The sequence below is a fragment of the Intrasporangium sp. Soil_C_50 genome, from assembly GCF_057656595.1.
Genome location: NZ_JBDGKB010000001.1, coordinates 254,817 through 280,851 on the forward strand (window position 1 = coordinate 254,817; position 26,035 = coordinate 280,851).

Consider the following 26,035-nt stretch of genomic DNA (forward strand, 5'->3'; position numbering starts at 1 on the left):
GATCAGAAGTCGACGGGAACGTCCGCACCCTCGGCGGGCTGGTCGACGCGCGGCCCGACGCCGAGCTTCTCCTTGACCTTCTTCTCGATCTCGTCGGCGAGGTCGGGGTTGTCCTTGAGGAAGTTGCGGGCGTTCTCCTTGCCCTGGCCCAGCTGGTCGCCCTCGTAGGTGTACCAGGCGCCGGCCTTGCGGACGAAGCCGTGCTCGACACCCATGTCGATGAGGCCGCCCTCTCGCGAGATGCCCTGGCCGTAGAGGATGTCGAACTCCGCCTGCTTGAACGGCGGCGACACCTTGTTCTTGACGACCTTGACGCGGGTGCGGTTGCCGACCGGCTCGGTGCCGTCCTTGAGCGTCTCGATGCGACGCACGTCGAGGCGGACCGAGGCGTAGAACTTCAGGGCCTTGCCACCGGTCGTCGTCTCGGGCGAGCCGAACATGACGCCGATCTTCTCGCGGAGCTGGTTGATGAAGATCGCGGTGGTGCCGGTGTTGTTGAGCGCACCGGTCAGCTTGCGCAGCGCCTGGCTCATGAGGCGGGCCTGCAGACCGACGTGGCTGTCGCCCATCTCGCCCTCGATCTCGGCGCGCGGCACGAGGGCGGCGACGGAGTCGATGACGATGATGTCGATGGCGCCGGAGCGGATGAGCATGTCGGCGATCTCGAGGGCCTGCTCACCGGTGTCGGGCTGCGACACGAGCAGCGCATCGGTGTCGACACCGAGCTTCTTGGCGTAGTCGGGGTCGAGCGCGTGCTCCGCATCGATGAAGGCTGCGATGCCGCCCGCCTTCTGTGCGTTGGCGACCGCGTGGAGCGCGACGGTCGTCTTGCCGGAGGACTCCGGGCCGTAGACCTCGACGACACGGCCACGCGGCAGTCCGCCGATGCCGAGCGCGACGTCGAGGGCGATCGACCCCGTGGGGATGACCTCGATCGGCGGGCGGACGTCGTCGCCGAGGCGCATCACCGCGCCCTTGCCGTAGCTCTTCTCGATCTGGCCCATCACCGAGGCGAGGGCCTTGTCCTTGTCCATCACCGATGCCATTGCCTGGCCACCTATCTGCCGTCTGCGCTGCGGTCGTCTGCCTTCGACCCTGTACGACGGCGCTCGTGAGATCCGTTGTCGGGTCAGACGTTAGGGGCCGGCGCCGACATCGGGGTTCACCACGAGACGGCCTGTGGACGATGCCTGGGGCGACACCGGACCTGTGGAGAACAGTACCGAACACCTGTTCGAAGTCGTGCACCGACACGCCGTCGACGCGTCGGGCGGTTCACGACTCCCGTCATGACACCCGTCAGGACGCTCACCACGACGCCCATCGGGATGGCGACGGCGTCACGGCCCGGCCACCTGACCACCCTGGGCGCCGCGCGCGACCCGCTCGTCGCGGCCGAGGCGCCGAGCCTCCGGCACGTCCATGTCGTCGCAGATCGCCTCCCAGACGCGGCGCGGCGGCTCACCGTCGGCGAGGGCCTGGTCGACGGTCCGCCCGCCGAGCGAGCCGAGGACGTGGTCACGGGCGAGCGAGCGCGCGTACCCCTCGCCGAACTCGTCATCCATCAGGGTCCAGAAGTGACTCATGCGCACCGCGTCAGTCTGCCACCGACCTCAGCGGGAACCTGCCGTGTCACGACGTCGTCGCAGGTTCGCCGAACCCGGCCGTGGCCGTCGCCTGCAGGCGATATCGTCGCTCCGCCGCGCCACTGCCGGCACACCGATCTCCAGGGGAGCACCAGTCACATGTCCGATCCATCCCACGGCCCTGCCGGCCCCGCGGGCGTCCCGCAGCCCTACTCCTACCCCGGCGCCGCTGACGCGTCCGGGGTCACCGACCCGGCCCAGGGCGTCGCCCTCGCCGACGAGCCGTCGACGCCCGGTGCGGGCAAGGGCCGGCGCACGGGGCTGATCGCCGGCGGCATCGCGGCCGTCGTGCTGCTCGGCGGTGCCGGCGTCTTCGCTGCGCAGCAGCTGAGCGGCGGTGGCTCGCAGCCGGCCGACGTCCTTCCGGGTGACGCCTACGCCTACGTGCGGCTCGACATCGACCCCTCGGCCGGTCAGAAGATCGCCGCGGTGCGGTTCCTCGGCAAGGTGCCGCAGATCCAGAACACGCTCGGCAGCGGCGACCCCCGCAAGAAGCTGTGGGACCTCGCCGCCAAGGACTCGGGCGAGGCCTGCATGAAGGCCTTCAACTACGACACCGACATCGCCCCGTGGCTCGGTGACCGCATCGGCCTCGCCCTGCGCCCCGGCGGCACCAAGGACACCCCCAACCTCGCCGTGGCCGTGCAGGTCAAGGACGAGGACGCGGCTCGCACCACGCTGACCAAGCTGCAGAAGTGCGGCGACAGCGGATCGGACAGCGACCTGCGGATGAAGGACGGCTACGCCATCATCACGCCCAAGGGGGCCGGCGACGCGACGCTCGCGGCGACGGCCAAGGGCAGCCTCTCCCAGAACACGACCTTCACCGGCGACATGTCCGCCCTCGGCGAGCAGGGGGTCATGTCGGCCTGGATGGACACGGGCCGGGGAATGTCCGAGCTGCAGAAGCTCGGCGCCGACTCGGGGATGGCCTCGGCCTTCGGCCTGGGGACCGTGCCCGCCGCGAACGCGAAGGGACGCTTCGCCGCCGCGCTGCGTTTCGACGCCGACTACGTCGAGCTCGCCGGCCTGGTCCGCGGCGGCGACACCTCCAAGACCGTCAAGGGCAACGGGGCGGAGATGGCCAACCTGCCGGCCAACACGATGGCCGCCCTCCAGGTCTCCGGAGGTGACCAGGCCATCGACACCGCGTGGCCGAACCTGAAGAAGCAGCTCGGTGCGATGGCCGGCGGAGGCCAGGACGACGTCGTCGCGATGGCCGAGCAGGAGCTCGGGATCAAGCTGCCCGACGACCTCAAGGCGCTCCTCGGCCGGTCGTTCACGCTGTCGCTGCCCGACCAGGACTTCAAGTCGGCCGCCCCTGCCGTCGGCGCGAAGATCGTGTCGAGCGACGCCAAGCGTGCCGATGCCGTCATCACCAAGCTGCTGAAGGCGGCCGGCGGCGGGGTCGACCTCACGCACCGCGTCGAGGGCGACAAGGTCTACGTCGCGACGATGTCCGACTACGCGGACGACCTCAAGGCCGGTGGCCGGCTCGGCGACTCCGACGCCTTCAAGCAGGCGGTCGGCGACGTCAGCGGCTCCAACGCGGCCCTGTTCCTCGACCTCGACAAGCTCGAGAAGCTCTACCTCGACGGCGTGCACGGCCAGGAGAAGACGTTCCTCGAGTCGCTCAAGGCCGTCGGCCTCAACGCGACGCAGACGGGCGCCGGCGAGGGCACGTTCACGCTCCGCGTCCTCGGCAACTGACGCCGGAGCACCCGCACGACCTGCACATCCCACGCCCGGTCCCGGGCGTGCGAAGGGCCCCGCCTCGGCGGGGCCCTTCGTCGTGCTCGACGCGTCAGACGTCCGCAGCGATCGCCGTGACCCCGAAACCAGCACCCGAGGGCAGGCGGATCTCGTTGCCCGAGTAGTCGATCCCGCCGTCGACGGGTGAGGCGACCGACCACCAGGCGGCGTCGAGGTCGCTGACCTCCGTCGTCGGCTCGGCAGCCACGAGAGCGGCGGCAGCACCGACCCCCACGTGCGACTCCATCATCGAGCCGACGATGGTGCGTAGGCCCGCGTCGTGCGCGCGGCGCAGCAGGTCGCGACCCACCGCGAGCGAGCCGCACTTGGCGAGCTTGACGTTGACCAGGTCGGCGGCACCGAGCCGGATGATCCGTTCGAGGTCGTAGGGCCCGAAGCACGACTCGTCGGCCATGACCGGTAGCCCGACGCGCTCGCGCACCCACGCCAGACCCTCGACGTCGTCGGCGACGACGGGCTGCTCGACGAACTCGACGTCGAGGTCGGCCACCTCGAGGGCCCGGATGACGCGGACGGCCTCCTCGCGCGTCCACCCCTGGTTGGCATCGAGGCGGATGGCGACGCCGGGACCGACGGCGTCGCGGACCGACGCGACGCGCTGGACGTCGGTGTCGGCGTCGGTGCCGACCTTCATCTTCAGGGTGGTGAAGCCGTCCGAGACCCGCGAGCGGGCCGTGTCGGCGAGGTCGGCGGCGGCCCCGGCGGACAGCGTGACGTCGGTGACGAGCACCGCCTCCGGGACGCGTCGGCCGTCGGCGAGCAGCGTGGCGACCGACACGCCTTCCGCCTGGGCCAGCAGGTCGTGCAGCGCCGCGTCGAGCGCCGCCTTGGCGCCGAAGTTGCGGGCCACGCTGCGCGCGACGACGCGTCCGAGGTCGGCGAGGTCGTCGCGGTCGTCGAGCGAGTGTCCCTGTACGGCGGGGGCGAGCATCTGCTCGAGGCAGGCCGTGGCGCTCGCGAGTGACTCGCCGGTGACCTGCCAGACCTGCGGCGCCTCGCCCCACCCGACCCGGCCGTCGCTGTCGGTGACCCGGACGAGGACCGTCTCGACGGTCTCGGTGCGCCGCAGCGCCGTGACGAACGGGGTGTGCAGGGGGACGGACGACGGCGTCGTCTCGACGCGGACGACGGTGGTCACGCGGTCACCTCCGTCGCGCTCGCGGCCGCTTCCGGTGCGGGGTGGGTGGCGGGGTGGATGGCGGGGTGGATGGCCGCCCAGACGTCATGGGCGACACCGGCGACGAGGGCGGCTGCCTCCTGCTCGTCGAGGTCGACGGTCGTGCAGACGGCGAGGACGAACGGCGCCTCCCCCTCGGGCCGCACGAGGGCGACGTCGTGCGACACCCCGGGGATCCAGCCGGACTTGCTCGCGGTGGGCGTGCCGGCGGGAAGGCCGGCAGGCACCTGGTCGAGGTGCTGCTGCCGGGCCAGGATCGCCTCGACCGGCCCGAGCACGGGCTCTCCCCCCAAGGCGGGGTCGCGTCGGCCGACCGCCGCCATGAGGCGCCCGAGATCCGCCGCCGTCACGGTGTTCGTGATGCCGGCCGCGCGCGCGGCGGCGTCCTCGATGCCGCGGGCCACGACGGTCGTGCCCGAGCAGCCGGCGAGGCGCAGCACCTCGGCGACCTCCGCGAGGCCGACAACGTCGATGAGCAGGTTGGTAGCGAGGTTGCCCGAGTGGGTGATGGCGTGCTCGGCGAGCTCGCGCAAGGTGCGGCTGGAACCGAGGGCCGCCCACGTGTCGGGGTCCTGGTCGTCGCCCTCGTCCATCGCGAACCGCGAGCCGTCGAGGACGGAGGCGAAGGCGTTGTGCACCGGGTAGGTCGCGTCGAGATCGAGCTCACCGCGTACGACGCGTCGCATCGCGGCGATGACGAGCGGCAGCTTCATCGTCGAGGCCGCGTAGTGCGGTGCTTCGGCGTCGTGGGCCCACGTGGGGTGCCCGTCGAGGTCACCGAGCCACGCGGACAGCGTGGCGCCTTCGGTGTGCCCGAGCTGGGTCAGGCGTGAGTCGAGATCCGTGAAGGGTGAGGGCACCCTCGCACGGTAGACGATCAGGCCGCGGAGGCCGACACGACCTCGCCCGTGGCGACGGGCAGCCGGACGGCGGGCGCCAGGCCCTCGCTCTCGGCCATCCGCGCGGACACGTCGATGAGCACCTGGGACAGCGGGGTGTCGAGGGCGCCGCAGATCGAGGCGAGCAGCTCGGAGGAGGCTTCCTTCTCGCCGCGCTCGACCTCGGAGAGGTAGCCGAGCGAGACCGACGCCGTGGCCGAGACCTCGCGCAGGGTGCGGCCCTGGGCGCGACGGCGCTCGCGCAGGACGTCACCGAGCTCGCGTCGCAACAGTGTCGTCATGCCGCCCTCCTCCAGGTCGTCGGTGTCGAGTGACGGGTGTTCCCGTCGCTGGGTCGTGCTCTGGTGCTCAGTGGTCGGTGGCCGGTGCTCCCGGTGTCGACAGGCCTACCGTACCCCGAGGCTCGGCCACCGGCGCAGCGGTTCCGCGCGTGGCGCGCGTCTCCTCGAGGGCCAGGGCGAGCACGGCGGCGACGGTGCCGGTACGGACCTGCGCCCTGGTCCCGTTCAACCGCAGCAGGCGCGTCGCTGTTCCCGTCGGGCCCGCGACGGCGACGTGGACGGTGCCGGCCGGCTTGCCCTCGGCGGCCCCCGGCCCGGCGACGCCGGTCGTGGCCAGGCCCCACGTGGCCTCGAGACGATCTCGGACGCCCTCGGCCATCGCGGCGGCGACGCCGGCATCGACGGTGCCGACCCGCTCCAGCAGGTCGGCGGGCACCCCGAGCAGCGTGGTCTTGAGGTCGGCCGCGTAGGCGACGACGCCGCCGCGCAGGACGTTCGACGCGCCCGGGGTGTCGGCGACGGTGGCGGCCACGAGCCCTGCGGTGAGCGACTCGGCGCAAGCGAGGGTCTCCCCCGCCCCGGTCAGCTCGGCGACGAGCGCCGCGCCGGACGCCACCGCGCCGGAGGCGACCGCACCGGGCGCGTCAGTCACGGTGCGGTGTCCGCTCCTCGGGGCGCGTCGGCGCTGGCGGGGTCTTCGGGGTCTGCGGGCCGGCTGTGGCCGAGGGGCTCGCCGAGCTCCCGGGCGCGCTCGTCGGCGACGTGCGCCGCAGGGCGCGCGCCTCGCGGCGCAGCCGGGTGCGCTCGCTCGTCTCGCGCAGCCGAGCCGCCTTGAACACGTAGTCGATCCCGGACAGGACCGTCATGACGGTGGCCGCGCCGAGCACGACGTAGGCCACGGTGGTCCAGACCTCGCCGAGCGGGAGCACCCAGAGCGGGAACGTCAGCGCGCCGAGCGACAGCGTCTGCAGCATCGTCTTGAGCTTGCCCCCGCGACCCGCCGGCATGACGCCGTGGCGGATGACGACGAACCGCAGGACGGTGATGCCGATCTCGCGCACGAGGATGACGACCGTGACCCACCACCAGACGACTCCGAGCAGCGAGAGCCCGATGAAGGCCGTGCCGGTCAGGGCCTTGTCGGCGATGGGGTCGGCCACCTTGCCGAAGTTCGTGATCTCGCCGCGACGCCGGGCCAGCTTGCCGTCGACGCCGTCGGTGACGGCCGCGACCGCGAAGACGACCCACGCCCAGAACCGCCACCACGGCTCGTGGCCGCCGTCCTGGAACAGGGCGAAGGCGTAGACCGGCACGAGGAGGAACCGGAGCACCGTCAGCGCGTTCGGCAGGTTCCAGTCGGTCGGTCGGGGGTTCGGGCCCTCACCCCGGTGGAAGGTGGTCGGCGTCATCGCGGCTCCGCGACGAGGTCGATCCCCTCGGTGTCGACGACGACGGCCGGCACGAGGTCGCCGACGGCGGGCACGGGCGCCTCGTCGGCCAGGCGGAGGACGGTGACGCCGTCGACGTCCGGACCCTGGAAGGCCGCGCGGCCGACGGGCGAGCCGTCGTCGTCGATCTCCTCGACGAGGACGGTGACGGTCTCGCCGATGCGCTCCTCGGCCCGCTGGGCGTTGAGCTCCTCGACGAGGCGCGTGAAGCGGTCGAGGCGCTCGGCGACGACGGAGGGGTCGAGCTTGCCGTCATAGGCCTCGGCCTCGGTGCCGTCCTCGTCGGAGTAGCCGAAGACGCCGACGACGTCGAGGCGCGCCTCGGTGAGGAACGCCTCGAGCTCGTCGAGGTCTGCCTCCGTCTCGCCGGGGAAGCCGACGATGACGTTGCAGCGCACGCCGGCCTCGGGCGCGTCGGAGCGGACCCGGGCGAGGAGGTCGAGGAACGCCTCGCGCGAGCCGAAGCGGCGCATCCGGCGCAGGAGCGGCTCGGACGCGTGCTGGAAGGAGATGTCGTAGTACGGCACGACGCCGGGCGTGGCCGCCATGGCCTCGAGCAGGCCGGGGCGGATCTCGGCGGGCTGGAGGTAGGACACCCGCACCCGCTCGATGCCCGCGATCGCGGTGAGCTCGGGCAGGAGCTTCTCGAGGAGGCCGAGGTCGCCGAGGTCCTTGCCGTACGAGGTGGAGTTCTCGGAGACGAGGAACAGCTCCTTGACGCCGCGGGCCGCGAGCCAGCGCGCCTCGGCGACGACGTCGGTCGGACGCCGCGACACGAAGGCGCCGCGGAACATCGGGATGGCGCAGAAGGAGCAGCGTCGGTCGCAGCCGGAGGCGATCTTGAGCGGCGCCCAGGGGCGCCCGTCGAGACGGGCCCGGACGACGCGCGGCCCGGTCGCGGGGACGGGGACGCCGTCGTCGACGACCGGTGCGGGGGCCGAGGCCTCGGGCTCCGGCGCGTCGCCGTGGCCGGGCAGCGCCACCGCGGCGGCGCCGGCCTGGCGCGCGACGGGCGACAGCGGCAGCAGGGTGCGGCGGTCGCCGGGCGTGTGGCTCTCGACGTGGCCGCCGTCGAGGATGGTGCGCAGGTGCACGCTCATGTCGCGGTAGGAGTCGAAGCCGAGCACGGCGTCGGCCTCGGGCAGCTGGTCGGCCAGCTGCTTGCCGTAGCGCTCCGCGAGGCAGCCGACGGCGACGACCTTCTGGGTGCGCCCGTGCTCCTTGAGGTCGTTCGCCTCGAGGAGGGCGTCGATGGAGTCCTTCTTGGCCTGCTCGACGAACCCGCACGTGTTGACGACGGCGACGTCGGCCTCGGACGCGTCGTCGACGAGCCGCCACCCCTCGGCCAGCAGGCGCCCGGCGAGCTCCTCGCTGTCGACCTCGTTACGGGTGCAGCCGAGGGTGACGAGGGCGACGCTGCGCTCAGTGGTCGGGAGGGGTGGGGCCATGCGTCCACTCTAGATGGCGGGGTGTTCAATGTCGGACATGCTCGGAGCGGACGGCCAGCGCCCCACCACGGACGAGTCGGACACCTCGGACGAGGGGGTCGGTGCCGCGGGCGTCGCAGCCTCCGACGACGCCCTCGACGCGTCCTCGTCCCCACTGCTCGCCCGTGCCCGTCGGCTGCTCGCCGAGCACCCGCTCGTCGACGGCCACAACGACCTGCCGTGGGCCGCGCGCGAGCTGACGCGCTACGACTTCGAGGCCCTCGACGTGTCGAGCCGCCTCACCACGACCCACACCGACCTGCCGCGACTGCGGGAGGGCGGCGTCGGGGCGCAGTTCTGGTCCGTGTTCGTGCCGAGCACGCTGCCCGAGGGAGAGGCCGTCGTGGCGACGCTCGAGCAGGTCGACGCCGTGCACCGGATGGTCGCGACCTGGCCGGGCGAGCTCGCGCTGGCCCTCACCGCCGACGACGTCGAGGCGGCCCGCGCGAGCGGCCGCATCGCCTCGCTGCTCGGCGCCGAGGGCGGCCACTCGATCGGTTCCTCGCTCGCGGCCCTGCGGGCACTGCACGCGCTCGGCGTCCGGTACATGACGCTGACCCACAACGACAACACGCCGTGGGCCGACTCGGCGACGGATGTCCCGGCCGTCGGTGGCCTGACCGCCTTCGGCCACGAGGTCGTGCGCGAGATGAACCGCCTCGGCATGCTCGTCGACCTCAGCCACGTCGCCGCCACGACGATGCGGGCAGCACTCGCCACGACGGATTCTCCGGTCGTCTTCAGCCACTCCTCCGCGCTGGCGCTGTGCGACACCCCGCGCAACGTGCCCGACGACGTCCTCGCCGCGCTTCCCGACAACGGCGGCGTCTGCATGGTGACCTTCGTGCCCGAGTTCGTCTCCCCCGACACCGCTGCGTGGCGCGTCGAGGCCGCTGCCGCCGCGGCCGAGGTGGGCGTCGACGCCAAGGACTGGGAGGCGTTCGGACGCTTCACGGCCACGTGGGGGCGCGAGCACCCCAAGCCCGACGCGACGATCGCCCAGGTGGCCGACCACGTCGAGCACGTCCGCGACGTCGCCGGCCTCGACCACGTCGGCATCGGCGGCGACTACGACGGCACCGACACCTTCCCCATCGGGCTCGAGGACGTCAGCGGGTACCCACGGCTCGTCGCCGAGCTCATCGACCGGCGCTGGTCCGACGACGAGGTGGCCCGGCTGGTGCGCGGCAACGCGCTGCGGGTGCTGCGCGACGCCGAGGACGTGGCCCGCGACCTGCAGGCCACCCGCTCCCCCGCCATCGCCACCATCGAGCAGCTCGACGGCGACACCGCCACCTGAGCCGACGCGTCAGCGCCGGAAGCGGGCGATGGTGAGCCCGACGAGGCGGGCGACCACGAGCGCGACGTAGAGCATGCCCGTGATCTGCTGGAGGAGAACGAACGCGCGGGCGTGCGGCTCGACCGCGTAGATGTCGGACAGACCGGTGGAGGTCATGGTCGTGATCGACAGGTAGAGCAGCTCGAACCACGTGCGGGTGCCGGGCACCCCCGTCTCGCCGTAGATGGTGAAGGAGTGCGGCCAGACGAACTGGATCGCGAGGTAGAGGTAGGCGAACCCCCACGCCACGACCGTGAACGTCGCACCTGTCGCGTACAGCTCGTCACGCGTCACCCAGTTGTCGGCGAACATGTACCGCAGCAGCGCGTAGCCGGTGTACATGTAGAAGAGCGCGTGCAGCAGGGCGCTCCAGAAGGCGACCGCGTCGTTGTCCGGCCACACCGCCTCGCCGACCGTCAGCAGCACCACCGGGCCGCCGAGGAGCAGCGCCACCCAGGTCAGGGCCGGCGTGGCGCGCACGGCCCGCACCGCGAGGAAGAGCACGAGCAGCCCGAGGAGCCCGAAGACGGCCCGCGCGGCCTCCTGCACGTCACCGGACCGTGTCTCGATGAACGGGTAGGCCAGCAGAGCCGCGAGCTGGGCAAAGAGCAGGAGGGCGCACGGCAGCTCGGCGACCTTGCGCCGCAGGCGGTCCCACCGGTTGGGCGGGCCCGGGCGACGGGGCGTCGACGGCCAGAGCTCGAGCGAGGCACTCACCTCCCGGAGCCTAGTCGCGGCGGCGTCAAGAAGGCGTCAAGAAGCGTCAGCGCCGGGTCAATCGCCCCGGCCGCGCGCCGGCGGCGACGTAGGAACGTGGCATGGTCACCAACATCGTCCTGGGCGTCGTGGCGTTGGCTCTGCTCGCCTACCTCGTCCACGTCCTCCTCCACGCGGATCGCTTCTGATGAGCGACACCGTCAGCGGGCTGCTGACCATCGCCGTCCTGGTGGCAGCCCTCGCGATCGTCCACGTGCCCCTCGGCAACTGGATGGCGAAGGTCTTCACCGACGAGAGGCACTGGCGCGTCGAGCGTCTCGTCTACCGTCTCTGCCGCATCGACCCCACCTCGGAACAGCGGTGGACGACGTACGCCGTCGCCGTCCTGGGCTTCTCCGTCGTCGGGGTCGTGCTCCTGTTCCTCATGATCGTGCTGCAGGGCGCGCTCCCGCTCGCCCGCGGCGCCGCGATGAACGTCGACACGGCGCTCAACACGGCCGTCTCGTTCGTGACGAACACCAACTGGCAGTCCTACGCCGGTGAGGCCGGGACCTCGCCGCTCGTGCAGACCGTGGGCCTCACCGTCCAGAACTTCGTCTCCCCCGCGGTCGGCCTCGCCGTCGCGGTCGCCCTCGTGCGCGGGCTCGTCCGCTCGAGCGGCTCCGAGCTCGGCAACTTCTGGGTCGACCTCGTCCGTGGTCTGCTGCGCGTCATCGTCCCGATCGCCGTGGTCGGGGCCGTCGTGCTGCTCCTCGGCGGGGTGATCCAGAACCTCGCCGAGCCCTCGACGGTGCCGACGCTCTCCGGCGGGCACCAGGTGCTCCAGGGGGGTCTCGTCGCCTCGCAGGAGGCGATCAAGGAGCTCGGCACGAACGGCGGTGGGTACTTCAACGCCAACTCTGCGCACCCGTACGAGAACCCGACCGCCCTCACCAACCTCGTCGAGGTCTTCCTGCTGCTGGTCATCCCCTTCTCGCTGCCCCGGACCTACGGCGTCCTGGTCGGCGACCGTCGACAGGGCTGGACCGTCCTCGGCTTCATGGCGACCCTGTGGGCCCTCATGCTCGCGGCGGTCACGTGGGCCGAGGTGCACGCCGCGGCCGGCCCGCTGGGGGCGATGGAGGGCAAGGAGGTCCGCCTCGGCGTCTGGCCCTCGGCCCTCTTCGCCGCGAGCACGACCGGTACCTCCACCGGCGCCGTCAACTCGATGCACGAGAGCTTCTCGGCGCTCGGAGGCGGCGGCGCGCTGTTCAGCATGATGCTCGGCGAGCTGTCGCCGGGTGGCGTGGGCACCGGCCTCTACAGCGCGCTGCTCGTCGCGGTCCTCACGGTGTTCATCGCCGGGCTCATGGTCGGGCGCACGCCCGAGCTGCTCGGCAAGCAGATCGGCCGGCGCGAGATCACCCTGACCGCCCTGGCCGTCCTCGTCATGCCGACCCTGGTCCTCGCCTTCACCGGCATCGGGATGGTCGCACCCCTCGTGGCCTCCCAGATGCTCGCCGGCGGGCCGCACGGTCTCACCGAGGTCATGTACGCCTACACCTCTGCCGCGAACAACAACGGGAGCGCCTTCGCGGGGTTCTCCGCCGACACGCCGTACACCAACCTCACGCTGGCGCTGTGCATGTTCCTGGGCCGCTTCGTCCCCATCGTCCTCGTGCTCGCCCTCGCCGGCTCGCTGGTGGCACAGCGCCGCCGGCCCGTCACGGCCGGCACGCTGCCCACCCACACCCCCACCTTCGTCGGCCTGTTCGTCGGAGTGGCCGTCGTCGTCGGCGGTCTCACCTTCTTCCCGGCGCTGGCCCTCGGACCCCTCGCGGAGGCACTCTCATGACCCGGTCGTCCACGACCACCACACCGCGCGTCCCCGCGGCGTCGGAGCGGGCCGCCACCGCGCTGGCCCCGCACCGGCACCACCACGGCGAGGAGCTGATCCGGCCCGGCCGGGCCAGCACGTCGTACGCGCAGCTGGGGCGGCAGCTGGTCACCACCTTCCCGCAGGCCGTCGTCAAGCTGGACCCGCGCCACGTCTGGCGCAGCCCGGTGATGTTCGTCGTGTGGGTCGGCTCGGTGGTCACGACCGTCCAGGCCGTCGCCGACCCGTCGTGGTTCGCCTGGGCCGTCAGCGTCTGGCTCTGGGCCACCGTGCTGTTCGCCAACATGGCCGAAGCCGTCGCCGAGGGCCGCGGCAAGGCCCAGGCCGCCTGCCTGCGCGCCACCCGGAGGACCACGACCGCCGTGCGTCGCCTCCCGGACGGGTCCGTCGAGACGGTCGCGGCCTCGGACCTGACGATCGGCGACGTCGTCGTCGTCCGACCGAACGAGGTCATCCCCGGAGACGGTGACGTCATCGAGGGCATGGCCACCGTCGACGAGTCGGCCATCACCGGCGAGTCGGCCCCCGTGATCCGGGAGTCCGGCGGCGACCGCAGCGCCGTGACCGGTGGCACGACCGTGCTGTCGGACGGGATCACCGTGCGCATCACGACCCGGCCCGGTGAGACCTTCATCGACCGGATGATCGCCCTCGTCGAAGGCGCGTCGCGCCAGAAGACCCCGAACGAGATCGCCCTGACGATCCTGCTCACCGTCCTGACGATCATCTTCCTGCTGGCCGTCATGGCCATGCAGCCGATGGCGATCTACTCCGGTCAGGGCCAGTCCCCGGTCGTGCTCGTCGCGCTGCTCGTGTGCCTGATCCCGACGACGATCGGCGCCCTCCTGTCGGCCATCGGCATCGCCGGCATGGACCGGCTCGTGCAGCACAACGTGCTCGCCATGTCCGGCCGCGCCGTCGAGGCCGCCGGTGACGTCTCGACGCTCCTGCTCGACAAGACGGGCACCATCACCTACGGAAACCGTCGCGCGACGCAGCTGCTCGCCGCCCCGGGGCTCGGCAACGAGGAGATCACCCGGGCGGCCTACGTGTCCTCGCTCGCCGACGAGACGCCCGAGGGCCGCTCGATCGTCGAGCTGGCGGCCGGGGCCCTGGACACGCCCTCTCGCGAGGCGCTGGACCGGCTGCCGCGCGCCGGGGCGACCTTCGTCGAGTTCACGGCCGCGACGCGGATGTCGGGCGCCGACCTACCCGACGGCACGCGCTACCGCAAGGGCGCGGCCGACTCCGTCGCGCGCTGGGTGACCAGCCACGCCGGCCAGATGCCGAGCGGCGTGCTCACCGAGGTCGACGGCATCGCCACCTCGGGAGGCACTCCCCTCGCGGTCGCGGTCCAGGAAGCCGGCCACGCGCCTCGGGTCCTCGGTGTCATCCACCTCAAGGACGTGGTGAAGCCCGGCATGAAGGAGCGCTTCGCGCAGCTGCGCGCCATGGGCATCCGGACCGTCATGATCACGGGCGACAACCCGCTCACGGCCAGGTCGATCGCCGCCGAGGCCGGCGTCGACGACTACCTCGCCGAGGCGACGCCCGAGGACAAGATGGCGCTGATCAAGCAGGAGCAGGAGGGCGGCCGGCTCGTCGCCATGACCGGCGACGGCACCAACGACGCCCCGGCCCTGGCCCAGTCCGACGTCGGCGTCGCGATGAACACCGGCACGATGGCGGCCAAGGAGGCGGCCAACATGGTCGACCTCGACTCCGACCCGACCAAGCTCATCGACGTGGTGTCGATCGGCAAGCAGCTGCTCATCACCCGCGGCGCGCTGACGACGTTCTCGATCGCCAACGACATCGCCAAGTACTTCGCGATCATCCCGGCGATGTTCGTCGTCCTGTTCCCTGGCCTCGACGCGCTGAACATCATGGGGCTCGCGTCCCCGGAGTCGGCGATCACCTCCGCCGTCATCTTCAACGCACTCATCATCATCGCGTTGATCCCCCTGTCGCTCAGAGGAGTTCGCTACCGCGCCGCTGGTAGCACCGCCCTGCTTCGACGCAACATCTGGATCTACGGCCTGGGCGGCATCGTGGCCCCGTTCATCGGGATCAAGCTGATCGACCTCGTCGTGAGCCACCTCCCCGGAATGATGTGAGACCGATGACCAGCACCATGAGCTCCTTCGTCAAGCAGTCGTGGGCAGGCCTGCGCGTCATGCTCGTGTTCACCGTCCTGCTCGGGCTCCTCTACCCCGCCGTCGTCTGGGGTGTCGGACAGCTCGTCGCGCGGGACCAGGCCGCCGGCTCCCTCGTCAGTGTCGACGGCCGGGTGGTGGGGTCGTCCCTCATCGGGCAGCAGTGGTCCGGCGACCAGTGGTTCCACGGGCGCCCGTCGGCCAGCGACTACGCCGGCGACACCAGCGGCGGCTCGAACCTCTCGGGGTCCGCGCTCGCGGACGAGGTCGCCAAGCGGGCCTCGGCCGCCGGGCTCGACCCGACCACGGCTCCTCCTGACGCCCTGACGGCATCGGGCAGCGGGCTCGACCCGCACATCTCCCCGGCATACGCCGACGCCCAGGTCGCCCGCGTCGCCGCGGCCCGCGGGCTCGACCCAGCGCGCGTCCGCGCCCTCGTGACCGAGTACACCGCCGGCCGCCAGCTCGGGTTCCTCGGCCAGCCGCACGTCGACGTCCTCGCCCTCAACCTGGCCCTCGCGAGTCCGTCCGGCCCCAGCGCCGGCTGACCTGCGAGGATCGTGACATGGCAGGAGGACCCGAGCCGCAGCCGGTTCTCGGCGCCGCCGGCACCTCGCCCGGCGCCGCGGGCGCAGGGGTGTCCGGCGCCGCGGGCGGCAGGGGGCCCGGCACCGGGCGTGGCCGGGGCCGCGGGTCGCTGCGGATCTACCTCGGCGCCGCCCCTGGTGTCGGCAAGACGGTCGCGATGCTCGACGAGGCGCACCGCCGTCTCGAGCGCGGCACCGACGTCGTCGTGGGCATCGTCGAGACACACGGGCGGCCCCACACCGCCGTGCTCCTCGATGGGCTGGAGGTGCTCCCCCGCCGCACCGTGACCTACCGCGGCAGCGTCCTCTCCGAGCTCGACGTCGAGGCCGTCCTCGCCCGACGCCCGCACGTCGTGCTCGTCGACGAGCTGGCCCACACCAACGTGGGGCCGGGCGTCGGCGAGGGCGTCGGTCACGAAGCCGGCCCAGACACACGCGCGGGCACCGAGCACGAGAAGCGCTGGCAGGACGTCGAGACGATCCTCGAGGCCGGCATCGACGTGCTCTCCACCCTCAACATCCAGCACCTCGAGTCGCTCAACGACACCGTCGAGTCGATCACCGGGGTGCGCCAGCGCGAGACCGTCCCCGACGAGGTCGTCCGCCGGGCCGAACAGGTCGAGCTCGTCGACATGACGCCGGAAGCCCTGCGCCGCAGGCTCGCCCACGGAAACGTCTACGCGCCGGAGAAGGTCGACGCCGCACTCGCCAACTACTTCCGCGTCGGCAACCTGTCGGCGCTGCGCGAGATCGCCCTCCTCTGGCTCGCCGACCGCGTCGACGAGGCACTCGAGCGCTACCGGGCCGACGAGGGCATCGAGTCGCCCTGGCCGGCCCGCGAACGGGTCGTCGTCGCCCTGACGGGCGGGCCCGAGAGCGAGACGCTGCTGCGCCGCGGCGCCCGCATCGCCACGCGCGTGGCCGGCGGCGAGCTCATCGCCTGTCACGTCCGGTCCTCCGAGGGTCTCGCGACGACCGATCCCGCTGAGCTGGCCCGGCTGCGCCGCATCGCCCGCGACGTCGGCGCCGAGTTCCACGAGGTGTCGGGCACCGACGTGCCGGAGGCGATCCTCGACCACGCCCGCGGCGTCAACGCCACCCAGATCGTCGTCGGCGTGAGCCGGCGCAGCCGCTGGCAGCAGGTGCTGCGCCCGAGCATCGCCTCGGAGGTCGCCGACGGCTCGGGCGACATCGACGTGCACCTCGTGCCGCACGAGCGGTCCAAGGTGGCACGGCGGGCCGGACGCGTCGGGCGCGCGTGGCGCCTGCCGTGGCGACGCGTCGTGGCCGGCTTCGTGCTCGCGACCGTGTGCCTCGTCGCCCTCACCGCGGTGCTCGTCGCGACCCGCGAGGGCCACACGCTCTCGCTCGACCTGCTCCTCTACCTCGCACTCACCGTGGCGTGCGCCCTCGTCGGCGGCATCTGGCCGGCGCTGTTCTGCGCCGTCGTCGGCTCGCTCGTCGTCAACTGGTTCTTCACCGAGCCGCGCGGCACGCTGACGATCAGCGACCCCCCCAACGCGCTCGCCCTCGCCGTGTTCGTGCTCGTCGCGATGGCCGTGTCATCGGTCGTCAACCTCGTGGCCCGGCGCACCGAGCAGGCCCTGTCGGCCGAGCGCGAGTCGGCCGCGCTCGCTGCCCTGAGCCGCGACCTGCTCGCCGAGCCGCGGCCGCTGCCCGCCGTGCTCGAGCGGGCCCGCGACGCCCTCGGCATGCGCTCGGCGCTCCTCGCCCGCCTCGACGGCGGCGCCCCCGACGGGCGTGGCGCCACCGGACGCGTCCTCGTCTCGACCGACCTCGCACTGCCGGTCGGTGCCGCCCTGCCGACCGGACGCGTCTGGGCCCTCGACGTGCCCGTCGACGACGGCGTGCACCTCCTCCTCGACGGCGAGCCCGTCGCGGCCGAGGACCAGCGCGTCCTCAACGCCTACGCGGCGCATGCAGCGATCCTCTACGGGCGGGAGCGGCTCGTCGAGGAGGCCCGGCGCGCAGCAGGACTCGCGCGCGACAACGCCGCACGCACGACGCTGCTCGCCGCCGTGTCGCACGACCTTCGCACGCCGCTGGCGGGCATCAAGGCCGCGGTGTCGACGCTGCGCCAGACCGGACTCGAGCTGCCACCCGAGGACGAGGCCGAGCTGCTCGAGTCGATCGAGGGCTCGACCGACCAGCTCGACGCCCTCATCGGCAACCTCCTCGACCTGTCGCGGCTGCAGACCGGCGCGGTCCGCCCGCACACCGACGCCGTCGATCTCGTCGACGCCGTCGTCGCCGCGCTGCGCACGACGTCCGAGCCCGGACGCGTCGAGCTGGCCCTCGACCCCCACGTGCCCGCCGTCGTGGCCGACCCGGGACTGCTCGACCGCGTCCTGGCCAACATCCTGGAGAACGCCCTGCGGCACAGCGGATCCGCGCCGGTGCGGGTGACCGCGGGGCGGATCCACGACACGGTGCAGCTGAGGGTCGTCGACCGCGGCCCGGGCGTCGCCGACGAGGACAAGGACCACATCTTCGAGGCGTTCCAGCGGGTCGGCGACGCACCGCGGGGCGAGGGCCTCGGGCTCGGGCTCGCGGTGGCGCGTGGCCTCATGAGCGTCATGCACGGCTCCCTCCTGCCGGAGGACACCCCGGGCGGCGGCCTGACCATGGTCGTCGAGCTGCCGGTCGAGCAGCCCGTCGACGCGCTGGACGCCACACCGACCCCACCCAGCGCCACACCGAGCGCCACACCGAGCGCCACGTCGAGCGCCACGTCGCCGGTCGGGACCGCAGCGACGCCTGAGGCGCCGGCCACACCAGTTGCCCCGTCCGCCCACCAGGAGGCCCCGTGAGCCGCGTCCTCGTCGTCGACGACGACCCACGCCTGCGCCGCACCCTGTCCATCGCCCTGCGCGCGCACGGGCACGAGGTGCTCACCGCCGCCGACGGGCGCAGCGCCGTGCAGACCGCCCTCGAGGACTCGCCCGACGTCGTCATCCTCGACCTCGGGCTGCCCGACCTCGACGGCGTCGACGTGCTCCAGCAGGTGCGCCGGGCCTCCGGGGTGCCCGTCATCGTCCTGTCGGCGCGGCACGAGTCCGACGACAAGATCGAAGCGCTCGACCTCGGCGCCGACGACTACGTGACCAAGCCCTTCGGCGTCGAGGAGCTGCTCGCCCGGGTGCGGGCCGCGGTGCGCCGCTCCGGCGAGGGAGGCCGCGCCATCGGCACCGTCGCCACCGGCCGGTTCACGCTCGACTTCGCCGAGCGCCGGGCCACGGTCGAGGGTGACGACGTACGCCTGACACCCACCGAGTGGCGGCTGCTCGAGGCGCTGTGCCGCACGCCGGGGCACCTCGTGTCGCAGCAGGACCTGCTGCGCCAGGTGTGGGGCCCGTCGTACGGCCGCGAGTCGAACTACCTGCGGGTGTACGCCAACCAGCTGCGCCGCAAGCTCGAGCCGGACCCGGCGCGGCCGGTGCACCTCGTCACCGAGCCCGGCCTCGGCTACCGCTTCCTCACCTGAGGACGAGGCCGCCGCTCAGTAGCGCTCGCGGCCGCCGCGGTCGGTCAGCTGCCAGGCGTCCTCGGACTCCTCGTCGTCCTCGTCGACGGTGGGCGTCATGTCACCGGGCGACCACGCGGCCGTCGGGACGGCCGTCGTGTCCTCCTCCGCGTGACGCCGTTCGCCGCGCTCGGCGACGATCGACGCGGTGCGCTGCGGAGCGAGTGGCTCCTCGTCGCCGCCGATGCCCGACGCGTCGAGCTCGACGGGCGGCGGGGCGTACGGCTCGTCGTCCTCCGGCACGAGCTCATCTGCCTCGAGGTCCTCGGCCGCGGCCGGCGTCGGCACGTCCTCGCCGCGCAGCAGCGCGAGCGTCGTCGGCAGGTCGTCGGGGCGCACGAGCACGTCACGGGCCTTGGACCCCTCGCTCGGGCCGACGATGCCCCGCGACTCGAGCAGGTCCATGAGCCGGCCGGCCTTGGCGAAGCCGACGCGCAGCTTGCGCTGGAGCATCGAGGTGGACCCGAACTGCGTCGTGACGACGAGCTCGGCCGCCTGGAGCAGCACGTCGAGGTCGTCGCCGATGTCGTCGTTGATCTGCTTCTTGGGCGCCACGACCGTGACGTCCTCGACGTAGTTCGGCTTGAGCTGGTCGGTGACGAACTTGACGACCTCGTGGATCTCGGACTCGTTGACCCACGCACCCTGCACGCGCATCGGCTTGCTCGCGCCCATCGGGAGGAAGAGCGCGTCACCCTGGCCGATGAGCTTCTCGGCGCCGGGCTGGTCGAGGACGACGCGGCTGTCGGCGAGCGAGCTCGTCGCGAACGCCATGCGCGAGGGCACGTTGGCCTTGATGAGACCGGTGACGACATCGACCGACGGACGCTGCGTGGCGAGCACGAGATGGATGCCGGCGGCGCGGGCGAGCTGGGTGATGCGCACGACCGACTCCTCGACGTCGCGCGGGGCGACCATCATGAGGTCGGCGAGCTCGTCGACGACGACGAGCAGGTACGGGTAGGTCGTGATCTGCCGCTCCGAGCCCGGCAGCGGCTTGACCTTGCCGGCGCGCACGGCCTTGTTGAAGTCGTCGACGTGCTTGAAGCCGAACGCCGCGAGGTCGTCGTAGCGCTGGTCCATCTCCTTGACGACCCAGGCGAGGGCCTCGGCGGCCTTCTTCGGGTTGGTGATGATCGGCGTGATGAGGTGCGGGATGCCCTCGTAGGCCGTCAGCTCGACACGCTTCGGGTCGACGAGGATGAGGCGCACCTCCTCCGGCGTCGAGCGCATGAGGATCGAGGTGATCATCGAGTTGACGAAGCTCGACTTTCCGGAGCCGGTGGCGCCGGCGACGAGCAGGTGCGGCATCTTGGCGAGGTTGGCGATGACGTAGGCGCCCTCGACGTCCTTGCCGACGCCCATGACCATCGGGTGCTCGTTGCTGCGCGCCGTCTGGCTGCGCAGGACGTCACCGAGGGCGACGTTCTCGCGGTCGGTGTTCGGGATCTCGATGCCGATGGCCGACTTGCCGGGGATCGGCGACAGGATGCGCACGTCGGCCGACGCCACGGCGTAGGCGATGTTCTTGGAGAGGGCCGTGACGCGCTCGACCTTGGTGCCCGAGCCGAGCTCGACCTCGTAACGCGTGACCGTCGGGCCGCGGGTGAAGCCGGTGACGGCGGCGTCGATGTCGAACTGGTCGAAGACGCCGGTGAGCGAGTTGACCACGGCGTCGTTGGTCTCGCTGCGGGTCTTGTGCGGTGAGCCCGGCTTGAGCATCGCGGCGTCGGGCAGGCGGTAGGTGATGTCGCCGCCGAGGCTGAGCTGCTCGACGCGAGAGGGCATCTCGGACATCGGTGGCGGCACGAGCTCGGCCTTCGGGCCGATCTTGCTCGTGTCGGGGGCGCCGTGGGTCCGGGGGTCGGTGGCGTCGACCGCCCTCTCCCCGCTCGGCCGTGGGGCCAGGACCCCGGGCGCGGTGGGACGTTTCTCCCCCGGCCGCACCCGCTTGGTGGGGGCGTCGTCGGCCTCCTTCTGCGCAGCCTGGCGGAACGCCTCGTCGCCGTCGCGCTCGGCGAGGTCGACGGGCTTGCGACGCGCCCGCTTGAGGGCGGCGGCCGGCGCGTCGGTGTCGGCGTCGGTGTGGTGGGTGCCGCGGTCGATGACGAGCGCCTTGAGCTGGCGCAGGCGCGTCGGGATCATGTTGACCGGCGTCGCGGTGATGACGAGCAGCCCGAAGATGCCGAGGAGCACGAGCAGGGCCGTGGCGCCGTAGGGCGAGACGGCGGCGGCGACCGGGCTGGAGGCGAGGAAGCCGATGATTCCCCCGGCGGCGCGCATGCCGTCGGCGCCGTCGGGCGGGTTGGGGATGCCGTCGGCGAGGTGCGACAGACCGCAGGCGGCGAAGGTCAGGGCGATGGTGCCGACGATGATCCGGTTGGTCGCCGCCTCGTCCTGGGGCGCGCGCAGCATCCGCAGCCCGAGCGCGAGGAGGACCAGCGGGACGGCGTAGGCGACGCGTCCGAACGTGCCGGCGAAGACCGCGTGGACCACCTCGCCGAACGAGCCCGTGACGCCCCACCACTCGCGGGCCGCGACGATGACCGCGAGGGCGATGAGGGCGAACCCGATGCCGTCGCGCTTGTGCTCCGGCTCGAGGTCTGCGGCGCTGTGGCCGACGCGGCGCACGGCACCCCCGGCGAGGTGCGAGACGCCCATCCACGTGTTGCGCACGGCGTTGAACGGGAACGGCAGGCCGCCGCCCCTGGCCTTGCTCTGGCCCTTGGTCTGCCCCTTGCGGGGGGCCGCCGGCTTGCGCTGCGCAGGACGCGTCGACCGGGCCGCCGGCGGACGTGACGACGTGCCCTTGGCGCGCGTGGCGGCCGCAGAGCTCGTGCGCTGGGTGGTGGACGGACGTGTCGCCATGCTGGCACCGTACGTCAACGCACCGCTGAACTCACGCGTCACACGCGCACCAGAGCGGATCAGCATCAGACGGCAGTGCCGTGAACCCGGACGGCCGTCCGCGGGCGACTCCTACGCTGGGGAGGTGAGCGCGGGGTCACCCCCGACCGAGGGAGACGAGACCGGCGGCGGGCTCACGCCGCCCGGCCGCGCTGCGCTCCGACAGCTCCTGCGCACCAGGCCCTTCCGCGACCTCTTGGCGGCCGGCACCGTCTCGAGCTTCGGTGACTGGCTCGCCCTCCTCGCCACGGCGGCACTCGCCGCCGAGCTGGCGACCGGCGGCGTCGGCGAGTACCTCGCCGTCTCGGGCGTCTTCGTCCTGCGCATCGCTCCGGCCGTCGTCCTCGGCCCGCTCGCCGGGGTCGTGGCCGACCGCCTGGACCGGCGCCTCACGATGGTCGTGGGCGACCTGCTCCGCTTCGGCCTCTTCGTGTCGATCCCCGTCGTCGGGTCCTTGTGGTGGATGTACGTCGCCATCGTGCTCATCGAGTGCGTCTCCCTCTTCTGGAACCCGGCCAAGGACGCCACCGTGCCCAACCTCGTGCCGGCGGAGCGGCTGGAGCTGGCGAACCAGCTGGGTCTGGTCGGCAGCTACGGGACGGCGCCCCTGGCCGCCCTCGCCTTCTCGGGCCTGTCCCTGCTCGGCGCTCCGCTGCACGCCGTCCTGCCCGGCCTCGACGCCGAGGGCATCTTCGTCGCGCTGTACGCCAACGCCGCGACCTTCCTGCTCAGCGCCGTGATCATCTGGCGGCTCACCTTCCCTGTCCGTCCGGCGGCCGAGAGGCTCGCGGGCCAGTCGGTCGTCCGGACCGTCGCCGACGGCCTGCTCGTGGTCAGGCGGCGCCCCTTCGTCCGGGGCCTCGTCGGCGGCATGCTCGGCGCCTTCGGCGCCGGTGGGCTCGTGGTCGGCCTGGCGACGCGCTTCGCCCAGGACATGGGGGCGGGCGCACCCGGCTACGGCCTGCTCTTCGTCGCCGTCTTCACCGGCATGGCGGCCGGGATCGTCGGCGGTCCGCGGGTGCTCGCCGGGTTCTCCCGGCCGCGCGCCTTCGGCGCCGCCCTGGTGGGCGCCGGACTGCTCCTGCTCGTCCTCGCCCTGGTCCCGGTGCTGCTCGTCGCGCTGCCCGTCGCCACCCTTCTCGGCGCCGTCATCGGCGTCGCCTGGGTCGTCGGATACACCCTCCTCGGGCTCACCGTCGAGGACGAGGTCAGGGGCCGCACCTTCGCCCTCGTCCAGTCGCTGAACCGCGTCGTGCTCGTGCTGGTGCTCGCCGTCGCCCCACTGCTGGCCGCCGGTGCGGAGGCGCTGCTCCCTCTGCCTCGCACCGTGGACCTCGGGCCGGTGTCGCTGACCTACGCCGGGACCACGGCCGCCTACCTCGTCGCGGGACTCGGGATGGGGACGGCCGGCGTCGCTGCCTGGCGCTCGATGAACGACAAGCCCGGGCGGACGCTCGTCGCGGAGGTCGGCGAGGTCCTGCGCGCCCGCCGGAGCCGGGGCCGTGGGGGTCGCCGCGGACGCTGACGCCGGCCGCGAGCCCACCCCGTCTCGGATGGCGACACGCGTCGATCGCGAGGTGGACATCCGCGCGGCCGCGCACCTATCGTCGACGCCAGGTCAAGAGTGTCAGCGACAAGCCCCGGCTCGCTGGCCAGCAACCCTCCTCCGCGGTGGGGTGCTCCGGGTGACGACCAGGCCGCCCTCGGCTGGTTTCGACGAGGTCGGCAAGCGCGGACCTGCACCGGGTGGGTCCCAGTACCCACGAGGAGCACTGCCATGTCGGCCCTTCCCAGCACCACGACCCTCTGTGGCGGCGGACCCGCCCCCGTCGTGCGCACCCGCGCGCTCCGCGTCGTCGCCGACGCCGAGGCCCTTCCCCGCGTCGTCGGTGCCGGTCTGCGCGTGCCGACCACCGCCGGCGAGGTGGCCTACGCCAACCTCGACCATGCCGCGTCGACGCCGGCGCTGCAGACCGTCAAGGACGCCGTCGACCGCGCCCTCGAGACGTACTCGTCGGTGCACCGCGGCGCCGGGTACGCCTCGCGCCTGACGAGCGCCTGGTACGAGCAGGCCCGCGACGAGGTGGCCCGTTTCGTCGGGGCGCGCGAGGACGACGAGGTCGTCTTCACCCGCACGACGACCGACTCGTGGTCGGTCCTGGCGCACGCGCTGCCGAGCCGCGCGGTCGTCTTCGTCTTCGGCAGCGAGCACCACTCGACGCTGCTGCCGTGGGGCCGCTCGCGCACCGTGCGCCTGCCGATCCCGCAGGGCACCGACGACGCCCTCGACCTGCTCGACGAGGCCCTCGCCGAGCACCCCGGCAAGCACCGGCTCGTCGTGCTGACGGCCGCCTCGAACGTCACCGGCGAGGTGTGGCCGGTCGAGCGGTTCGCCCGCCTCGCCCACGAGCACGGCGCCCGCATCGCGGTCGACGCCGCACAGCTGTCGGCTCACCGCCGCATCGACCTCGCGGCCTGGGACGCCGACTGGGTCGCCTTCTCCGGCCACAAGACCTACGCCCCGTTCGGCACCGGCGTGCTCGCCGGGCGCCGCGACTGGCTCGACGCCGGCGCCCCGTACCTGCCCGGGGGTGGCGCCACGGCATCGGTCACCGAGACCGGCACCGTCTGGGTCACCGGCCCGGCACGCCACGAGGGCGGCAGCCCGAACGTCGTCGGCGCCATCGCCCTTGCCGCCGCCTGCGCGACGATCGAGCGCCATCGCGCGGCCATCGAGGCCCACGAGGAGGCCCTGCTCGAGCGGCTGCGCACCGGGTTGGAGGCCGTGCCCGGTGTCGACGTCCTGTCGCTCTTCGGTGACGACCACGACCGCGTCGGCGTCGTCGCCTTCACGGTGGCCGGCTTCGACCCGGCGCTCGTGTCGCAGGTGCTCTCGGTCGAGCACGGCATCGGCGTGCGCGACGGCAAGTTCTGCGCCCACCTGCTCGTCGACGAGCTGCTCGAGGACCCGTGGGGCGAGCGGCCCGAGACGGCCGTGCGTGCCAGCGTCGGCCTCGGCAGCACCGCCGCGGGCGTTGAGCGCCTCGTCGACGCGGTCGCCGGCCTCGTCGCCGAGGGGCCGTCACGGACGTGGACCCGCACGGCCGCCGGTTGGACCGTCGAGGGCGCCGACCCGCGCGACGTCGAGGTCGAGCGCCCCTGGTGACCCTCGGCTGACCCTCGGCTGACCCTCGGCCCGGGGGATCAGCGCTTGGCCGACAGCGAGTACGACGCCCAGACCGCGGCGTGGTCGGTGCGGTTGAACGCGACCTGGCCGGCGTCGACGAGGACCAGGCCCCGGCTCAGCTGGTGGTCGAGCGCGACGTAGGGCGGGATGCGGTGCCCCTCGAACGGCCAGGTGCGCACCCAGCCGTTGCCGGCCGCCACCTGGGCGTCGACGAGCCCCTGGGCGAGCCGGCGGAACACCGGGTGACCGGACGAGGCGTTGAAGTCACCGGCGAGCACGAGCGGCTCGGTCGTCGGCTGCTGACGCACCCACGTGGTCAGCGACGTCAGGCCCGCGTGCCACCGGTCCGTCTGGTAGTGCAAGGGCGGCGGCGGGTGCACGGCCCGCAGCTCCACCCTCCCGACGGGCGTCGTGACGTCGACGACCGGCTGGAGGCTGTCACCGTCCGGCCCGACCCCGTCGTCGAGCTCGGTCAGGGGGAAGCGCGACAGGACGAGCGTGCCGACGACGCCCTCCCGCGCTTCACCGGCACGCTGGGTGAAGAACGTCCGCGCGCCGACGCCGTCGATGTCGGTGACCGCCCCCGGGGTCGCCTCGAGCAGCACGAGCACGTCGACCGCGTGGTAGCGGACGGCGTCCATGAGCTGCTGCGGGTTCGCATGCCCGTCATTGAGGTTCACCGACATCACCGTGAGGTCGGCCTCGGCCTTGGGGCGGGTGCTCGACGACCACGCAGGGACCGCCGCCACCAGCGCCACGACCGTGGCGACCACGATCGGGACCGCCACGACCCAACGCCGCAGGAGCAGCGCTGCGACGGCCAGCAGCACGAGGCCGATCACGACGAGCGGGACTGTCGTCTGGAGCACGACCACCGGGTACACGGTGGTGTCGAACCAGCGCAGCGCCGCCACGGCGAGGAGCCCGATGAGCGCCATGAGCAGGGCGACGTCGGCAACCCGCCGCCAACGGCGACGCATCACCGCGTCCCCGGTGTGTTCGGTCACGGGC

21 protein-coding genes and 1 riboswitch are annotated in these 26,035 nt (G+C 72.8%); of the genes, 10 read left to right on the forward strand and 11 right to left on the reverse strand.

The genetic code is table 11. The features are described from left to right. Nucleotides 1-2: 2 nt before the first annotated feature. The gene (gene recA, locus AC3A5R_RS01260; RefSeq protein WP_487618974.1) at nucleotides 3-1,046 is read right to left on the reverse strand and encodes a recombinase RecA; all 1,044 of its coding nucleotides are present in this window, start codon (nucleotides 1,044-1,046) and stop codon (nucleotides 3-5) included. 294 nt (nucleotides 1,047-1,340) lie between these two features. Then, a complete protein-coding gene (locus AC3A5R_RS01265) occupies nucleotides 1,341-1,592 on the reverse strand; it encodes a DUF3046 domain-containing protein (RefSeq protein ID WP_487618975.1) in 252 nt (83 codons plus the stop codon). 153 nt (nucleotides 1,593-1,745) lie between these two features. Here AC3A5R_RS01265 and AC3A5R_RS01270 point away from each other — a divergent pair, with 153 nt between their 5' ends. After that, a complete protein-coding gene (locus AC3A5R_RS01270) occupies nucleotides 1,746-3,356 on the forward strand; it encodes a DUF3352 domain-containing protein (RefSeq protein WP_487618976.1) in 1,611 nt (536 codons plus the stop codon). 94 nt (nucleotides 3,357-3,450) lie between these two features. Here AC3A5R_RS01270 and AC3A5R_RS01275 read toward each other — a convergent pair whose 3' ends face one another. From AC3A5R_RS01275 to rimO, 6 genes are all read right to left on the reverse strand, one after another. Next, a complete protein-coding gene (locus AC3A5R_RS01275) occupies nucleotides 3,451-4,557 on the reverse strand; it encodes a mandelate racemase/muconate lactonizing enzyme family protein (protein WP_487618977.1) in 1,107 nt (368 codons plus the stop codon). Continuing rightward, nucleotides 4,554-5,456: a serine hydrolase gene (locus AC3A5R_RS01280; RefSeq protein ID WP_487618978.1), complete on the reverse strand. Its 903-nt coding sequence runs from the start codon at nucleotides 5,454-5,456 to the stop codon at nucleotides 4,554-4,556. Before AC3A5R_RS01280 ends, AC3A5R_RS01275 begins: the two co-directional genes overlap by 4 nt. 17 nt (nucleotides 5,457-5,473) lie before the next feature. Then, a complete protein-coding gene (locus tag AC3A5R_RS01285) occupies nucleotides 5,474-5,776 on the reverse strand; it encodes a helix-turn-helix domain-containing protein (protein WP_076261062.1) in 303 nt (100 codons plus the stop codon). Nucleotides 5,777-5,843: 67 nt separating this feature from the next. Continuing rightward, entirely contained in the window at nucleotides 5,844-6,428 is a 585-nt protein-coding gene (locus AC3A5R_RS01290; RefSeq protein WP_487618979.1) for a CinA family protein, read from the reverse strand. Then, the gene (pgsA, locus tag AC3A5R_RS01295) at nucleotides 6,421-7,185 is read right to left on the reverse strand and encodes a CDP-diacylglycerol--glycerol-3-phosphate 3-phosphatidyltransferase (RefSeq protein WP_487618980.1); all 765 of its coding nucleotides are present in this window, start codon (nucleotides 7,183-7,185) and stop codon (nucleotides 6,421-6,423) included. Before pgsA ends, AC3A5R_RS01290 begins: the two co-directional genes overlap by 8 nt. Beyond that, nucleotides 7,182-8,672 carry a 30S ribosomal protein S12 methylthiotransferase RimO gene (rimO, locus tag AC3A5R_RS01300; RefSeq protein WP_487618981.1) on the reverse strand — a complete coding sequence of 497 codons (1,491 nt, stop codon included), beginning with the start codon at nucleotides 8,670-8,672 and terminating at the stop codon, nucleotides 7,182-7,184. Before rimO ends, pgsA begins: the two co-directional genes overlap by 4 nt. A gap of 37 nt (nucleotides 8,673-8,709) precedes the next feature. On the opposite strand from rimO, the gene AC3A5R_RS01305 reads away from it, so the two are divergent. After that, entirely contained in the window at nucleotides 8,710-10,011 is a 1,302-nt protein-coding gene (locus tag AC3A5R_RS01305; RefSeq protein ID WP_487618982.1) for a dipeptidase, read from the forward strand. A gap of 9 nt (nucleotides 10,012-10,020) precedes the next feature. Here the strand turns inward: AC3A5R_RS01305 and AC3A5R_RS01310 are convergent, their stop codons facing one another. Beyond that, complete coding sequence (locus AC3A5R_RS01310) at nucleotides 10,021-10,767, reverse strand: ion channel (protein ID WP_487618983.1); 747 nt, start codon at nucleotides 10,765-10,767, stop codon at nucleotides 10,021-10,023. A 101-nt stretch (nucleotides 10,768-10,868) separates the two neighbouring features. Here AC3A5R_RS01310 and kdpF point away from each other — a divergent pair, with 101 nt between their 5' ends. From kdpF to AC3A5R_RS01340, 6 genes are read left to right on the forward strand one after another with little or no spacing between them, the layout of a single operon-like run. Next, nucleotides 10,869-10,955 (forward strand): K(+)-transporting ATPase subunit F, encoded by an 87-nt coding sequence (gene kdpF, locus AC3A5R_RS01315; protein WP_487620097.1) that lies wholly within the window; start codon nucleotides 10,869-10,871, stop codon nucleotides 10,953-10,955. Next, entirely contained in the window at nucleotides 10,955-12,601 is a 1,647-nt protein-coding gene (kdpA, locus tag AC3A5R_RS01320; protein WP_487618984.1) for a potassium-transporting ATPase subunit KdpA, read from the forward strand. Before kdpF ends, kdpA begins: the two co-directional genes overlap by 1 nt. Then, a complete protein-coding gene (kdpB, locus tag AC3A5R_RS01325) occupies nucleotides 12,598-14,760 on the forward strand; it encodes a potassium-transporting ATPase subunit KdpB (protein WP_487618985.1) in 2,163 nt (720 codons plus the stop codon). The genes kdpA and kdpB overlap by 4 nt, the downstream gene beginning before the upstream one ends. 5 nt (nucleotides 14,761-14,765) lie before the next feature. After that, complete coding sequence (gene kdpC, locus AC3A5R_RS01330) at nucleotides 14,766-15,347, forward strand: potassium-transporting ATPase subunit KdpC (RefSeq protein WP_487618986.1); 582 nt, start codon at nucleotides 14,766-14,768, stop codon at nucleotides 15,345-15,347. A gap of 17 nt (nucleotides 15,348-15,364) precedes the next feature. Beyond that, nucleotides 15,365-18,217: a DUF4118 domain-containing protein gene (locus AC3A5R_RS01335; RefSeq protein WP_487618987.1), complete on the forward strand. Its 2,853-nt coding sequence runs from the start codon at nucleotides 15,365-15,367 to the stop codon at nucleotides 18,215-18,217. Continuing rightward, nucleotides 18,214-18,891 (forward strand): response regulator, encoded by a 678-nt coding sequence (locus AC3A5R_RS01340; RefSeq protein WP_487618988.1) that lies wholly within the window; start codon nucleotides 18,214-18,216, stop codon nucleotides 18,889-18,891. Before AC3A5R_RS01335 ends, AC3A5R_RS01340 begins: the two co-directional genes overlap by 4 nt. Before the next feature lie 15 nt (nucleotides 18,892-18,906). On the opposite strand, the gene AC3A5R_RS01345 is transcribed toward AC3A5R_RS01340, so the two are convergent. Continuing rightward, on the reverse strand, nucleotides 18,907-21,798 hold the full coding sequence (locus AC3A5R_RS01345) for an FtsK/SpoIIIE family DNA translocase (protein WP_487618989.1): 2,892 nt from the start codon (nucleotides 21,796-21,798) through the stop codon (nucleotides 18,907-18,909). Nucleotides 21,799-21,922: 124 nt separating this feature from the next. Here AC3A5R_RS01345 and AC3A5R_RS01350 point away from each other — a divergent pair, with 124 nt between their 5' ends. Together AC3A5R_RS01350 and AC3A5R_RS01355 are read left to right on the forward strand one after the other, a co-directional pair. Beyond that, on the forward strand, nucleotides 21,923-23,362 hold the full coding sequence (locus AC3A5R_RS01350; protein WP_487618990.1) for an MFS transporter: 1,440 nt from the start codon (nucleotides 21,923-21,925) through the stop codon (nucleotides 23,360-23,362). Nucleotides 23,363-23,453: 91 nt separating this feature from the next. After that, nucleotides 23,454-23,575, forward strand: a riboswitch (SAM riboswitch). Between the two features lie 39 nt (nucleotides 23,576-23,614). Then, nucleotides 23,615-25,003: an aminotransferase class V-fold PLP-dependent enzyme gene (locus AC3A5R_RS01355; protein WP_487618991.1), complete on the forward strand. Its 1,389-nt coding sequence runs from the start codon at nucleotides 23,615-23,617 to the stop codon at nucleotides 25,001-25,003. 38 nt (nucleotides 25,004-25,041) lie between these two features. Here the strand turns inward: AC3A5R_RS01355 and AC3A5R_RS01360 are convergent, their stop codons facing one another. Further along, a complete protein-coding gene (locus tag AC3A5R_RS01360; RefSeq protein ID WP_487618992.1) occupies nucleotides 25,042-26,031 on the reverse strand; it encodes an endonuclease/exonuclease/phosphatase family protein in 990 nt (329 codons plus the stop codon). Nucleotides 26,032-26,035 lie beyond the last annotated feature (4 nt).

Bases quoted from the DNA above. Each gene is read 5' to 3' on its own strand.
- kdpB (WP_487618985.1), top strand. From the start codon at position 12,598: ATGACCCGGTCGTCCACGACCACCACACCGCGCGTCCCCGCGGCGTCG.
- AC3A5R_RS01305 (WP_487618982.1), top strand. From the start codon at position 8,710: ATGCTCGGAGCGGACGGCCAGCGCCCCACCACGGACGAGTCGGACACC.
- AC3A5R_RS01285 (WP_076261062.1), bottom strand. From the start codon at position 5,776: ATGACGACACTGTTGCGACGCGAGCTCGGTGACGTCCTGCGCGAGCGC.
- kdpF (WP_487620097.1), top strand. From the start codon at position 10,869: ATGGTCACCAACATCGTCCTGGGCGTCGTGGCGTTGGCTCTGCTCGCC.
- AC3A5R_RS01355 (WP_487618991.1), top strand. From the start codon at position 23,615: ATGTCGGCCCTTCCCAGCACCACGACCCTCTGTGGCGGCGGACCCGCC.
- rimO (WP_487618981.1), bottom strand. From the start codon at position 8,672: ATGGCCCCACCCCTCCCGACCACTGAGCGCAGCGTCGCCCTCGTCACC.
- kdpA (WP_487618984.1), top strand. From the start codon at position 10,955: ATGAGCGACACCGTCAGCGGGCTGCTGACCATCGCCGTCCTGGTGGCA.
- AC3A5R_RS01345 (WP_487618989.1), bottom strand. From the start codon at position 21,798: ATGGCGACACGTCCGTCCACCACCCAGCGCACGAGCTCTGCGGCCGCC.
- AC3A5R_RS01335 (WP_487618987.1), top strand. From the start codon at position 15,365: ATGGCAGGAGGACCCGAGCCGCAGCCGGTTCTCGGCGCCGCCGGCACC.
- AC3A5R_RS01270 (WP_487618976.1), top strand. From the start codon at position 1,746: ATGTCCGATCCATCCCACGGCCCTGCCGGCCCCGCGGGCGTCCCGCAG.
- pgsA (WP_487618980.1), bottom strand. From the start codon at position 7,185: ATGACGCCGACCACCTTCCACCGGGGTGAGGGCCCGAACCCCCGACCG.
- kdpC (WP_487618986.1), top strand. From the start codon at position 14,766: ATGACCAGCACCATGAGCTCCTTCGTCAAGCAGTCGTGGGCAGGCCTG.
- recA (WP_487618974.1), bottom strand. From the start codon at position 1,046: ATGGCATCGGTGATGGACAAGGACAAGGCCCTCGCCTCGGTGATGGGC.